This window comes from Acetatifactor aquisgranensis (genome assembly GCF_943193215.1).
Taxonomy (GTDB): domain Bacteria; phylum Bacillota; class Clostridia; order Lachnospirales; family Lachnospiraceae; genus Acetatifactor; species Acetatifactor aquisgranensis.
This window is the reverse complement of the sequence record NZ_CALPDH010000030.1, coordinates 18,919-31,859: the sequence shown is the minus strand read 5'-3', so window position 1 is coordinate 31,859 and position 12,941 is coordinate 18,919. Positions and strand designations below refer to the sequence as shown.

General features: G+C 47.1%; 17 protein-coding genes. 8 read left to right on the top strand and 9 right to left on the bottom strand.

Annotated features, from left to right (window positions below):
- Positions 1 to 24: 24 nt before the first annotated feature.
- Entirely contained in the window at positions 25 to 543 is a 519-nt protein-coding gene (locus tag NFS35_RS21655) for a methylated-DNA--[protein]-cysteine S-methyltransferase (protein ID WP_251209145.1), read from the top strand.
- Here NFS35_RS21655 and NFS35_RS21650 read toward each other — a convergent pair.
- The 3 genes from NFS35_RS21650 to NFS35_RS21640 form a co-directional block, all read right to left on the bottom strand.
- Positions 527 to 1,195 carry a vWA domain-containing protein gene (locus tag NFS35_RS21650; protein ID WP_251209144.1) on the bottom strand — a complete coding sequence of 223 codons (669 nt, stop codon included), beginning with the start codon at positions 1,193 to 1,195 and terminating at the stop codon, positions 527 to 529. The two genes, NFS35_RS21655 and NFS35_RS21650, sit on opposite strands and share 17 nt — an antisense overlap.
- Positions 1,196 to 1,315: 120 nt before the next feature.
- Complete coding sequence (locus tag NFS35_RS21645) at positions 1,316 to 2,359, bottom strand: O-acetyl-ADP-ribose deacetylase (RefSeq protein ID WP_251209143.1); 1,044 nt, start codon at positions 2,357 to 2,359, stop codon at positions 1,316 to 1,318.
- A gap of 34 nt (positions 2,360 to 2,393) precedes the next feature.
- Entirely contained in the window at positions 2,394 to 3,599 is a 1,206-nt protein-coding gene (locus tag NFS35_RS21640; RefSeq protein WP_251209142.1) for a MalY/PatB family protein, read from the bottom strand.
- Positions 3,600 to 3,850: 251 nt separating this feature from the next.
- On the opposite strand from NFS35_RS21640, the gene NFS35_RS29965 reads away from it, so the two are divergent.
- The 7 genes from NFS35_RS29965 (at position 3,851) to NFS35_RS21610 (ending at position 8,122) form a co-directional block, all read left to right on the top strand.
- Complete coding sequence (locus NFS35_RS29965; protein ID WP_408629648.1) at positions 3,851 to 4,186, top strand: ISAs1 family transposase; 336 nt, start codon at positions 3,851 to 3,853, stop codon at positions 4,184 to 4,186.
- A gap of 34 nt (positions 4,187 to 4,220) precedes the next feature.
- Positions 4,221 to 4,391, top strand: coding sequence for a hypothetical protein (locus tag NFS35_RS21635; RefSeq protein ID WP_251209141.1), 171 nt, complete (start codon positions 4,221 to 4,223; stop codon positions 4,389 to 4,391).
- A 193-nt stretch (positions 4,392 to 4,584) separates the two neighbouring features.
- Entirely contained in the window at positions 4,585 to 4,755 is a 171-nt protein-coding gene (locus NFS35_RS21630) for a hypothetical protein (RefSeq protein ID WP_251209140.1), read from the top strand.
- Between the two features lie 32 nt (positions 4,756 to 4,787).
- Positions 4,788 to 5,300, top strand: a complete 513-nt coding sequence (locus tag NFS35_RS21625) for a LytR/AlgR family response regulator transcription factor (RefSeq protein WP_251209139.1) — start codon at positions 4,788 to 4,790, stop codon at positions 5,298 to 5,300.
- Positions 5,301 to 5,316: 16 nt separating this feature from the next.
- Positions 5,317 to 5,808: a hypothetical protein gene (locus tag NFS35_RS21620; protein WP_251209138.1), complete on the top strand. Its 492-nt coding sequence runs from the start codon at positions 5,317 to 5,319 to the stop codon at positions 5,806 to 5,808.
- Entirely contained in the window at positions 5,801 to 6,019 is a 219-nt protein-coding gene (locus NFS35_RS21615; protein WP_251209137.1) for a GHKL domain-containing protein, read from the top strand. Before NFS35_RS21620 ends, NFS35_RS21615 begins: the two co-directional genes overlap by 8 nt.
- A 468-nt stretch (positions 6,020 to 6,487) precedes the next feature.
- Positions 6,488 to 8,122, top strand: coding sequence for an ABC transporter ATP-binding protein (locus NFS35_RS21610; protein WP_251209136.1), 1,635 nt, complete (start codon positions 6,488 to 6,490; stop codon positions 8,120 to 8,122).
- 458 nt (positions 8,123 to 8,580) lie between these two features.
- Here the strand turns inward: NFS35_RS21610 and NFS35_RS21605 are convergent, their stop codons facing one another.
- The 6 genes from NFS35_RS21605 to NFS35_RS21580 all read right to left on the bottom strand — a co-directional run bounded on the left by NFS35_RS21605 (position 8,581) and on the right by NFS35_RS21580 (position 12,936).
- Positions 8,581 to 9,336, bottom strand: coding sequence for an ABC transporter permease (locus tag NFS35_RS21605; RefSeq protein ID WP_004064263.1), 756 nt, complete (start codon positions 9,334 to 9,336; stop codon positions 8,581 to 8,583).
- Complete coding sequence (locus NFS35_RS21600) at positions 9,336 to 10,025, bottom strand: ABC transporter ATP-binding protein (protein ID WP_005930891.1); 690 nt, start codon at positions 10,023 to 10,025, stop codon at positions 9,336 to 9,338. Before NFS35_RS21600 ends, NFS35_RS21605 begins: the two co-directional genes overlap by 1 nt.
- Before the next feature lie 12 nt (positions 10,026 to 10,037).
- Positions 10,038 to 10,211, bottom strand: coding sequence for a hypothetical protein (locus NFS35_RS21595; RefSeq protein WP_002570968.1), 174 nt, complete (start codon positions 10,209 to 10,211; stop codon positions 10,038 to 10,040).
- A 107-nt stretch (positions 10,212 to 10,318) separates the two neighbouring features.
- Positions 10,319 to 11,221, bottom strand: coding sequence for a sensor histidine kinase (locus tag NFS35_RS21590; RefSeq protein ID WP_251209135.1), 903 nt, complete (start codon positions 11,219 to 11,221; stop codon positions 10,319 to 10,321).
- Positions 11,222 to 11,228: 7 nt separating this feature from the next.
- Entirely contained in the window at positions 11,229 to 11,993 is a 765-nt protein-coding gene (locus NFS35_RS21585; protein WP_004064257.1) for an ABC transporter permease, read from the bottom strand.
- A complete protein-coding gene (locus tag NFS35_RS21580; protein ID WP_251209134.1) occupies positions 11,971 to 12,936 on the bottom strand; it encodes an ATP-binding cassette domain-containing protein in 966 nt (321 codons plus the stop codon). Before NFS35_RS21580 ends, NFS35_RS21585 begins: the two co-directional genes overlap by 23 nt.
- Positions 12,937 to 12,941: the final 5 nt, after the last annotated feature.

Below are 12,941 nucleotides of genomic sequence, written 5' to 3'. Positions count from 1 at the left end.
GGCTCTATTCAGGAGGAAATGACTATGCGGTATACGACGACTTACCAGTCTCCATTGGGCGAAATGCTTCTGGCCGCTGACGAAGCCGGTCTGACAGGGCTTTGGTTTTTGGGGGCGAAATATTACGCGGAGGGACTTGAACCAGAGCATACGGAAAAAGATATAATTATATTCGATACGACGAAGAAGTGGCTGGATATCTATTTCTCCGGGAAACAGCCGGATTTCATGCCGCCGCTCCATATGGTCGGCTCCCCTTTCAGGCTCAGCGTATGGAAGCTTCTGCAGCAGATTCCATATGGGGAGACCGTGACCTATGGGCAGCTGGCAAGGACGGCCGCCGGGGAAAGGGGCCTGGACCATATGTCGGCACAGGCCATAGGCGGCGCGGTTGGCCATAACAGGATTTCCGTCATAATCCCCTGCCACCGCGTGGTAGGTTCTGACGGCAGCCTGACGGGATATGCGGGCGGAGTGGACAAAAAGAGAAAGCTTCTCCTTTTGGAGGGCGCGGATGCGGGCTCTCTCAGGAACGCTTTTTGAACAGCCCTCGTTTTCTGGCCTTGTAGTCATCGTCAATGGACTTTTTCCAGCCGGCGTCCAGCGGCGCACTGCATCGGACGGCGCAGATAGCCTTTCCCAGCGCCTCATAGTTGAGCTGGGTTCCTCTGCTGTCGGCGTGATAGTTCACGGCGCGGTCTTCGCTGATGCCGAAATCCTTTGCCGTCTCCACGGCATCGATGTTGGCTCCCAGGAACAGGAATTCCCAACCGTACTTTTCCTTCTGGCGCTCAATCATCTTTTTGACCTTTTGGCTGTCGTAATGATGGCTTGCGTTCTCCATGCCGTCTGTCGTGATGACGAACAGGGTATGCTCCGGCACATCTTCGGGCCGCGCGTACTTATGGACGTTGCCGATATGATGGATGGCGCCGCCGATGGCGTCCAGCAGGGCGGTGCAGCCTCTCACTGTGTAGTCCTCGTCAGTCATGGGCCTGATGCTGCGGATGTGGGCGCGGTCATGGATTACTTCGCTGGAGTTGTCGAACAGGACGGTGGAGATGAGCGCTTCGCCCTCTTCTTTCTTCTGTTTCGCGATCATGGAGTTGAAGCCTCCGATGGTGTCCGCCTCCAGCCCGCTCATGGAGCCGCTGCGGTCGAGAATGAATACGAGTTCTGTCAGATTCTTTTTCATGCCTATACCTCCTGGAATAAAAAATATGGCTGTCAGGTGTCTACCTTACAGCCATATTATAAGAGGAATCATATCCGGCATGGTCGCATGTCAGGCGACAATTTTTCCGCCTGTCAAAAACTATGCTCCCAGCAGGCTCTGGTCAAAGGCGAACAGGGCCTCGTTGATTTCAAATATATTGTAGTTCCCATGCTCGATGAAGTACTCAATGATGATGTCGAACTTGTTTGAGCGGGACAGGGCGAAGCCGGCTTTCATAAGTATATCTTTCGTCTCCTCCAGGGGAAGTTCAAGGGCGATGGCGAAAGCGATTGCCGTAGGCTTGCTGGGCCTGTAGTGCTTATCGCCGCGAATCTTCGAGAAAAGCTTGCGGTCGATATTGGCCTTTTTGTAGCACTCGGAGTCCGTCATGCCGGATTCGTCAATCTTGCGCAGCAGCATCTCGGAGAAACTTTCATCAATCTGCTTCAGGGCATTGTCAAGAGCGCCGAGAGACACAGGCGCCGCGGCAGCCATGGGCGTGAAAGGGCAGGGGGCTTTGACGGCTTCTTTGCGGACGGCAGTGTCCTGGAGAAAAGCTTCCTCCCTGAATGCTTTGCGTCCCCTCTGCCGTTGGGACAGATAGTCGGCATGATTGCCTACATAATTGTCGTCAATATACTCCGCAATGTCGTCGAACAGTTTCCCGCTGATTTGATAAGCTGCCTTATCGAAGATGACCAGATAGACAGTCATGTCATTTTTCAGCAGAAACTCACCGATGGTATCGATGGCGACCCGCAGCGCCTGGTCTTTGGGATAGCCGTAGATACCGGAAGAGATAAGGGGAAAAGCGACGGTCTCGCATTCTTTCTCCTTTGCCAGCAAAAGGGAAGTGCGGTAGCAGGAGATGAGCAGGTCGCGCTCCCCATGTCTTCCGCCCCTCCAGCGTGGCCCCACGGCATGGATGACATATTTGCAGGGAAGTTTTCCGGCCCCGGTGACTTTCGCGCTGCCGGTCTCGCATCCTCCCAGCGTCCTGCACTCCGCCAGCAATTCCGGCCCCGCGGCCCGGTGGATGCAGCCGTCCACGCCGCCACCGCCCAGAAGCGTGTGATTGGCGGCGTTTACGATTGCGTCCACGTTCATTTTCGTGATATCGTTCCTGACAATCTGAAGCGGCATCTATCTCTCCACCTTTCCGGCCTGTATCAGGGATTCAGGCATTGAAAACGTACTTGTCCAGCCTTGCGAAAGCCTCCTGCACCCGGGAGAGGGGCAGGGCCAGGTTCATGCGGATATGGCAGGGGCCGTGGAACGCCGTTCCGTCCTGCCAGGCCACGCCCACGTCATAGCCGGCCTGCTCCAGCTCCCGGATAGTCTTGCCGTGGGCCTCGCACCACTGTGTGCAGTCCAGGAACAGCATATAAGTGCCCTGGGGCCTGGAGACTTTGACGCCGTGGAAATGCTCCGCGATGTACGCGCAGGCGAAGTCCACATTGCCGGTGATGACCTGACGCAGCTCGTCCACCCATTCGTAGCCCTCGGGCTTATAGGCGCCAATCAGGGCGTACATGGAGAGGAGGTTCATGTTGTTGTAATGGGAGAGGGAGGACTCCTTTTCCACCCGGTCCCTAAGGGCCTTGTTGTAAATGATGTGGTAGCTGCCCACCAATCCGGCCAGGTTAAAGGTCTTGGAGGGAGCGTAGACCGCCACAGTGCGGTTCCTTGCGTCCTCGCTGACGCTCTGGGTGGGGGTATGCTTATGTCCGGACAGGATGATATCGGACCAGATTTCATCGGAGACCACCATCACGTCATGCTTCCGACACAGCTCCATGAACTGCTCCACCTCCCATTTTTCCCAGACACGGCCGCAGGGATTGTGCGGGGAGCAGAACACGGCGGCATGGATTCTGTTCTCCGTGATTTTCTTCTCCATATCTTCAAAATCCATGCGGTATGTACCGTTCTCGTCCAGGACCAGCGGGCTGTGGACGATATGGTAGCCGTTGTTGCCGATGCTGCCGGTAAAGCCCACGTAGGTGGGGGAGTGGAGGAGCACATTGTCCCCTTTGGAGCAGTATACGTTCAGGGCGCTGATGACGCCGCCCAGCACGCCGTTCTCATAGCCGATGCACTCTCTGGTCAGGCCGGCTGCGCCGTTTCGTGTCTCATGCCATCTGATGATTGCGTCCAGGTATTCCTCCCGGGGGGAGAAATAGCCATAGTGGGGCTCCTTTGTGCGGGCGATGATTGTCTCCGGCACGGTGGGCACGGTGGGGAAGTTCATGTCGGCCACCCACATGGGGATAGCGTCGAAACCCTCCTTAGGCTTGCCGGGACAGCTGCCGATTCCCAGATTGTCCACCGCGATGGCGTCCATGCCTTTGCGGTTCATGATAGACGTAAAATCGTATTTCATCTCAGGTACATCCTTTCTGTTCTGTGATATTTGTATGTAAAGATTATACTTTGGATAAAATTCTTATAGAATGGTATGAAGACATCATACCACGAAAGTATCTGCCATGTCCATCTTTATGACAGGCTCAATCCCCGGAAATTCACACGGAAATCAATTTTTCACAAACAGAATAAATGGTTTATAATAAGCATCATGAAAAAATCTTATAGTACAATATTTTGAAGATGTAGAAATCACAAAAGAGCCGGATTTATCAGTGGACATCCAGTGACAGGATAAAGGGATTTTTAAAGGAGAAATCAATCTGTTCCACAGGGAAAATGGAGTGTTATGAAAGTCCCTTGCACATAGTGAGCGCACAGGTTGCGGAGCTAGGGATACCCTTTACACAGCAGACCGTAGAGGAAAAAGGCAATGAGATTCCAGCGGTTCGTGGGCTTTTAGAGCAGCTGGAGTTGGGAGGGTGCTTGGTAGTGGCAGATGAGTTGAACTGTCAAAAAGATACAGCGTGTACAATCCTTTCGGGGAAAGGAGACTATCCGCTGTGCGCCAAATACAATCAGGAGAACTTGAAAAGAGATTGAAGAATATGTACAGGACAAAACGTTGTGCAAGTCTATGGAGAAGAAGACAGAAACAGAGAAGAATCGTGGGAGGATTGAGAAGCGGATTGCTTTTATTGTCAGTGAGATTGGCTGGATGCAGGAAAAAGAAGGATGGGAAGGCCTGAAATGTATAGGAGCCCTGCACACGGAATTTGAGGGCAAAGGAGCAAAGAGCAATGAATGACACTATTATATTTCCAGCCGGGAACTGACAGCAGAGGAGCTGCTGCGCCATGCCCGGATGGAGTGGTCAGTGGGAAATTCATGACGAAGATTGACAAAGGAGGCAGAACATAATATTATTAATATGTAGTGAAAAAGAAGTGTATTCGGCAAAAGGCTACAGACAACTGGATATCTATACAGGAAAAGGAACTATGAAAGCAGTATTGATTGATGATAACGAGGAATTTTGTTGGACGTTTCAGAAAGCGCTTGAGATGGAAACAGAGCGAGCGGACTTTCCCATTTACCTGACATGTAGGAGCGGCCCAGAAGATATTGGCCAGGAAGAGGCGGACGATTTCGCCCTTTTTTTATCGATATAGAACTGGACGGGATATCAGGGATAGATTTTGCTTTGGAGTTAGAGAAACGCAGTTCTGGCAAGGAGATTGTCTTCGTAAGCGCTTATGATAAATATATACAGAAATCTATGCTGGCAAGGCCCCGGTTCTTCATCTGCAAGGTGAAGCTGGAGAAAGATTTGAGGGATGTCGTCATGTTCCTGAAGCAGCAGTGGCAGCAGAGACATGCAAGTGTACAGGTAGCTTGGAAAAGCGGGGAGGTAGAGATATATCCCCAGAGGATTCTCTGGTGCGAGAGTCAGGGGCACTATGTGGATATACATCTAGACGATGGTCGAAAAGCCGTGCTCCGTACTAGCTTGAGTCAGTTGGCGGCCCTGTTTTCCGTTTTTCATTATCTTAGGATACATAACCGTCGTATGGTGAACCTGAAATATGTCCGCCGGTTTGAGGGAAATCAGGTGGTACTAAAAGACGGGACGGCCCTGAGGGTGAGTAGGGGCTGCCAGAGGGAAGTCGATAAAGGTATCAGGGAGTGGTTCGAATCCCTTTACCAGCAGTCCTGAGCAAAGGGGAGAGGCTATGACATTTGTTGAAATAGGGGCGGATTTTATTGAATCCGCCCTGTTTGTGGTTTATCTGAATTTGTTCAATGCGCGCCGGTTTCGGGGGGGAAAGGCTGCGGCTGGAGGATTTGTGTGCTTTGCGCTGCTGTTTGGGAATATTCTTGCGTCTGATATGGTGACGCTCTACAGCTATGTGTCTACGATATTTGATTTCGCTATCACCATGTGTTATGCGAGGCTGTGCCTGAAAGGGACGATATGGAGACAGTTGGGGAGCGTCATGCTGTATGAAATGGGACTTTTTGGGAGCAGCGTGATTATGATATGGATTCTGACGCCTGTAAAGGATAATGACATTCTGCTATGGATGGACACGATGTCTTTTATGAGGATGTTGATGATAGCCCTCAGTAAGCTCCTGCTGCTTTTATATGCGTTTTTCCTACTGAAGGGGAAAGGGCGCTCCAAGGTTAGGCACTCGTGGTTGGATTGGGCTCTACATGTCTGAAGACAAAGGGATGATATATATCCGATTAGAGAACAGGGTTGCCGATGGGAAATCCATTAGGCTATCGGAAACCAGCAAGGATGATTGGATGCGGCATGGCTTCGGAATTCGGAGTGTGAAGGAGATTCTCAAAAGATACGGTGGGACGATAGAGTTTGAAATAGACGATAGGAAAGTTATAGCAACAGTCCTGCTGAAGAGGTTATCTTGAATTTTGCGGTATCATATTTTTGTCTGTTTTCCGTAATATTTTACCAAACTTGCCAGAATATGACCAAATGGGACATTGTACTTTCTTTTTCAGAAAGGATATGCTATGGTGAAGATAGACAAAGAGAGGGCAGAAAGTTAGCAGAGAGGTGGGCAGGTTTTATTATTTATAAATGATGCTCAAAGAGTTTATCGGTGAGGGCGAAAAAGGATATATAAAGTCGGGTTTGACATGATGATTAGGACTTTGGCAAACAGTTCCGTAATCTTGGCAGTAGGACTCTTTCTGCGAGATGTATGGGGGAGGTGCTGGCGATTTCGAGGTTTTCTTCTTGTCAAGCAAAAGAGGATGGGGGAGTTGTTTGAGGTGATATATGGGAATGAATATTGATATTTAGGATATTTTGTGCCTGATATTTAAGATGCTTTATCATATGGATGCCATGTTTTGGTGAAAGGGAATATATAGATGAAGAACATAGAAGCTGTAGAAGGAAAAAGCCTTAAAAGAGAGGTGGTTGTCATTGCGGTGATATCTTTTATGATGTCGCTGGCGATTCAAACAGTAGGCTTCATTCCAGTAATGCTGATGCCTACGGTTATTGATAGCTATATTCCGAACGGGCAGGTGAAAGAGGTGGCTCTAAGTATTCTGGCGTTTTGTGGTATTCCAGTGCTGGTAACGTTTGGCTACAACTGGTACCAATATTACTTGATGCTGAAAAGCCGTAGACTAATTTCGAAGGTGAACTTGGAATGCTTTGATAAGCTGATTCATCAACCTATGGCTTTTTTTGATGCCAATCATTCTTCGGAGCTGGCCCAAAAGGCATCCAAAGATATTGTGTCCTATATTGCGGTATGGACCATTGATTTGCCCAAGCTACTGTCAAATGCAGTCAGCGGAATAATTGTGTTTATGCTCTTGTGCAGGATTCATGTCCTGATAGGCCTGTTTCAAGTACTGTATATCCCGGTGAGCATCGTATTGATGAGGCTGGTGGGAGACAGGCTTCAGATATTGATTGAGAAAGTGGTTGACTTTAATGCGAAGTATCAGAGGCAGATGCAGGAAGCTTTCCGTTCCATACGCTTGATTAAGGCTCATGTTTTAGAGAAACATGAATATAGGCAAGTCGAGGCGTTGCAGAACAGTGTTTTAAAAGTATGGGGAAAGGTTGCCTTTTTCGACAATTTTGTGGGTGGGATATCCAATACGCTTATGCCTGGTTTTTTCTATGGAGCTACTTTTATCATTTCTGCTTTGTTTGCTACTGTGCATATGATATCTATTGGATATTTGACGGCAGCATTAGGCTATGCTACCAGAGTACATGGCATCTTCTCAAATTTGATTTCGACATACAATGGATATAAAAAAGCAAAAGGCGAAGTCGCTGCGATACAAGAATATTTAGAGTTAGAGGATGAACGCGGAAAGGTAGGTGAGTGTCTGTGGTGTTATAAGAAGGAAATCGTTTTTGATGATGTATCTTTCCGCTATCCTAACACAGACAAGAATATTTTGAGTCATAAAAATTTGAGGATTCGGCAGGGAGACTGGGTTGGGATTACAGGATCCAGCGGCATTGGGAAGAGCACCATTCTGGAGCTGCTGCTGCGGTTTTATGAAGTGGATGAAGGCAGCATCAGTATTGATGGGCAACCTATAGGAGAAATCAACATATATGACTTGCGGGCTCATATATCCTATATGCCTCAAGAGCCTGTGCTGATGCAAGGAACTATTCGGGACAACCTTCTTCTAGTGAAGCAAAATGCGACAGAAAGCCAACTGAAAGATGTAGCGGACAGGGCAGGGATTTCGTCTGAAATTGAAGGCGGTCTGGAGCGAGAGATAGGAGAGCAGGGCATGGCATTGTCTGGGGGGGAGCGTCAAAGAATAGCAATTGCCAGATGCCTTCTGGACGGTAAAGAACTTATCCTGTTAGATGAGGCAACCAGTCAGATGGATGCCGCTACTCAAGATGAAATGGCGCGGGTACTACGGGAGGAGCAGCAACGAAGAGGGGCCACTGTGGTAAGCGTAGCGCATAGGCTGGAATTTAACCGTTTTGCAGATGTGAATATTGTTATTGGATAGGTAGTTATGCAGTCGGCCATAATTCAGAAATTGGTTAATGGATTTCTGAAAACTCTATTGTAGCTCCAAATATTTTATGAGGTGTTTGATGGCCAACATGACCCGAAGCAGCCCCATAAGAACGCAAAAGCGCCCGGGCGGCATGAAGCCACACGGACGCATGAAATGACATAATAGTTAAGGTTCCAACAAATTTCGCATACATAGCCGGAATACCCCGGAGGGGGAGCTACGCTTTTTTTAGCTGGTGCAGGTCATGGGGACTGTGAAAAAAGGCAAAAATAGACACGGCGGCAATCCTCCTATATGCCGCCGTGGATTTACACGGTGTTAGGTCGTCGTTGGTTTAGGGGGGAGCGAAAAGAAACGGCGGCTCTGATTTCTCAAAGCCGCCGTTTCATAGGCGCGAGAATGTGTCTGCTTTACGACGGCTTTTTTCTTTTGCCGTCGTCCGGCAGTTAATTTTCTATTTTTTTCTTATGAGAAAAGACAATCAATCCAACCAGAAACAGAACAATAAAGCAAAGTACAATGCTAATACATCCGCCAATGGTGGCCGATATAGGCACCTCATAGTAAGTGGATTTATCCGAGAAGAACATAGACACACGATATGCAAAGCTACCCGGAATGACAAAGCCTCTTTCTGAACCGATGAACAGGCAAGATACAAAGCCATATATAACTCCGACAACGCTTGTTACAATAATATTGCGGCTCAGATTGATAACGATTGCCCCTAAACAGGTCGTTACAAAAACGACAACACCGGCTTCAATTCCAAACCCGATTGCCAGCTTGAGGAACAGGGAAATACCGCCGGTCAACCTGCCAGCTCCATTGAGTATCGCCACCAATAGGCCAAATGCGATAAATAAGACAGCCGCAAAGCAGATGCCGATAACGACGCTGACAGTAACTTTCGATAGAAAGAGCTTCTTCTTTGAAAACCCGTAGGTAATCCAGTTGATGTAAGTTTTGTTTTTGTATTCCTGATAAAACAGCGAACCAATCAAAATGAAGAGCACCATTGGGAAGAACATGGAAAACTGGTTATTCATAAAGAAGAACAGGTCAGCAAGTGATTTTGTGCTACTGTTGAAAATTGCTCCTGCTCCGCCGGTAATGATGGGAAGAAGCGACAACAGCAGAAGAAATACCATAAACCATTCCCGCTTCAACTTGTAAAACTCATTTTTAATCAACACTCCCATTATGCTTCCTCCCTCTGGCCGGAAGTCATAATATCCTCATACAGGGCTTCCAGTTCCTTTTCGTTATAGTCGTTTTCTACAATCTTGATGATTTTTCCGTCACGAATGAAAATAAGAACATCCGTGACAGCAGCAATCTCCGTCAGATTATGGCTTGATACCAAAATACAGTGTTGGGGAGATTTTAAGCGTTCTTTCAGAAGCAGCCGGATTTCCTTTATCCCCATCGGATCAAGACCGTTGGTAGGTTCGTCCAGCAGTAAATATTGAACATCGCCTAAAAAGGCGCGAGCAATTCCCAGTCGTTGGCGCATCCCCAAAGAAAGTTGAGAGAACAGCTTTTTTCGGGCATCCAGCAAGTTCACTTGTTTGAGCGCCACTTCGATGTTTGGTCTTTTCAGACCTAAATATTGTGCGTGGAGCTTCAAATTTTCCTCTACGGTGAGCCGGGGGTAAAAAGCCGGGTATTCAATCAAACTTCCAAAACATCTACTGGAAACGGGCTGTCCATCAGAGAGGATTTCTCCCGAAAAGGCAGTCAGACCCAGCATGGACTTAAACAGTGTTGTTTTACCGGCTCCGTTTGGCCCCAGTACACCATAGATTTTTCCTTGCTCTAAAGTCAAGTTGATGTTGGACAGCAATGCGGTATTTCCAACATTCAAATTTACATTTTTGATTTGCAGCATGAAATACCTCCGTTATTGAAAAAAGATGAAAAGCAAAAAGGCCACAGCATAAATCAAAAATGAAATACCAATGGGTTTTGATCTCTGTTTTAGTCCTTTTAGTCCATCGCTCAATACGCCATGCAAGGCCGTGAGCAGGCACACCGCCAAAGCGATGATAGAAACCACTAAAGCTACTTTAACCATTTGTTTATACCTCCTATGGCTCATACTTTACCAAAGAGGTTTAAGATTTGTTTGAGAAAAGTCTAAGGAAAGTCTAAGGATGAAAAAAGAGCCGCCGAAGCAGCCCTTTAGGAATTGACAATGGGAAACACGACTTGAATTGCAAAGATACCGTTTTGCAAGGAAGCGACAATTTGCCCGCCCATGCGGGTCACAAGTCTTTGAGCGATTGCCAATCCCAGCCCGGTTGTCTTTTTTGTTCGTGACTGGTCGGTGGTGTAAAAACGGTCAAACAAATGAGGAGTATCTTCTTGCTGAATACTGCTCGACGCATTTTTAATGGTTATGACCGTTTGAGCTTCTTCTATCGCTGCGGTGATTTGATAATTTCCCTCCCCGTGAACAAGTGCATTATAAACCACATTTGAGAAAATCCGGGTCAAGGCATCTGGATCGCCCCAAATGATAGCTGGTGGATTTGGGATAACGATATAGGGGACACATTTTTTCTGTTCAAAATCGCCGTAGTATGAGGCGACAACATCCCGAAGTACACTGTGTATATCCGTATTTCTGCAATTCAATTTCAGTTCGTCGGCCTCAATCCTTGCAAATTCAAACAGTTGGTCGAGAAGCAGCTTTACAGCGGAAATTCTTTCTCCCGCAATCGTCGCATATTCTTTTTGCTCCCCTGTTAAATCCTGTTCCTGTAAGAGCTGGATATAGCCATTTGCTGTTGCCAGCGGCGTTCGCAAGTCATGGGAAAGACTGGTAATGGTATCTCGGAACAGTGTATCGCTCCGTTCAATTTCCTGCCCCATGCTACGATATTTTTTCAGAAGATGATTGATACTTGCAGCCAAATCCTGTATTGTCCCATCCGTTTTTTCCACCATAATTTCGGTTTGCGTATCACGGTCAATCAGAAAGTCAATCTGTTTTTTTACTTTCTGAACCAACTTTCGCTGATAAATCAGTTTCAGGGACAAAAACAGGGAAAGCATTGCAAGCAAGATACATAACACCATCATGTAGCCATCACCGCCTTTCCAAATCGCGCAAGTCCAACCTTAGAAACAGGGAGAGCGAAATGGCTGTTGGTAAAAACAGATATACTACCAGTGTCAAACAAATGGGTATTAAATCCTCCCCAAAGGTATTGATCTGCAAGCTATGAGATAGCCCTACAACCCAATACTTGTAGAGCGAATAATCCATATCCAGTGCTGTACTTATCTTTGTGAGATATAAATACAAAACCCCCAGCATAAAAAATGCGGTAATCGTAACAATGATCCGATGCCGGAGCAGGTAACTTAACAAATTGAGAAATGCAGTGTAACCTAAAAAGCACAGGCATTGAAACAAAAGAAAGACTCCGATTGCAGAAAACGAATACTTTATGTCATACCGGGATGCTCCCATCATCAGAATTGACAAATACGCAACACCAAAGCATACAAACAGAAAAAATAAAACGCCACCCCATGAGGCCAGCAGTTTTCCAAAGAATAGGTGTACTCTGCTTGTACCTTTAGAAAGTGTGATACTGTATGTGCCGGTATGAAAATCTTCTGTAAAGTACAGGCACAAAAAGAGCGTCAATGGAAAAATCAGACTGTAATCTGAAAACAGAAACTCCGTGAACGAAACCAGTGATATAACCGGAAGCATACCATTTACCGAATTGTGATAAAAGGTCAGGGCAAGCGCAAAGACAAAAAACGCAGCCAATACGAGGCAGGCCCAAAACAGGCGGCTTTTGCGGATACGGAACAACTCACTTTGCATCGTCTGAATCACTCTTTGCACCTCCTGTCATTTTCAAAAGATAGTCGGTCGGCTCCATACCGGCAAGCCAGATTTCTGATACCTCTATCCCGGAATGAACCAGCAGCGTATTGATTTCCCCGGATTGCTCATTACAATGAAAAATTCTAATCAGGTCATGACCCAACACTTCAAAATCCGGGAACTGCTGGCTTAAAATCGTAATAGCCCGTTCTAATTGTGGAGTTCTTATCTTTATGCACCGCTGGCAGCTCTCTTTCAATTCCCCAGCCGTAAGCTCACAAAGCAGCTTGCCATCTGCCATCACGCCATATTTGGATGCAAGCCGGGAAAGCAGCGTATAATCCTGTCCAGAGATTAAAAGTGTGGTATGGTTGATTTCATGCAGATAGTTCAGAACAGAAAGCAGGTGTTCACATTCTCCCTTATCTAGCCCGGAAAAAGGATCGTCCAAAATTATCATATCTGGATTTCCCAAAAGGGCAACAGCCAAATTCACTAAACGCTGGGTCGATAATGGCAATCGCTGTACCGCCTTTTTCTCTTTCAGGTTCAAATGCAGTATATCTAAAATATGGATTTCTGTGGTTCCAAAAACGGAAGAAAAATAACGCAGCATATCAGCAGGTGACAGAGAGCCGATTGTCACAGGCTTTTGTGGTACAAACCCAATCCGGCGGCGCTCCTTCTGATAGTCTATATTGCCAAATAATTTGAGCGTACCAGCTTGAGGTCTAAGTGTACCTATAATGGTTTGCAACAGTACAGATTTCCCGGCGTGATGGCCGCCATACAGTGCATAGATTTCTCCGCGTTTTACCTGAAACGCGATATTTTTAATTCCGTTTCCATCCGGGAAAACATAGGTCAACCCGGCTGTTTCCAAAGCAGTCTCCAAAATAATCATCCCCTTTCCATGCTGTCTTATTGTAGCAGACTGGTGTGCAAACTTCATAAGAT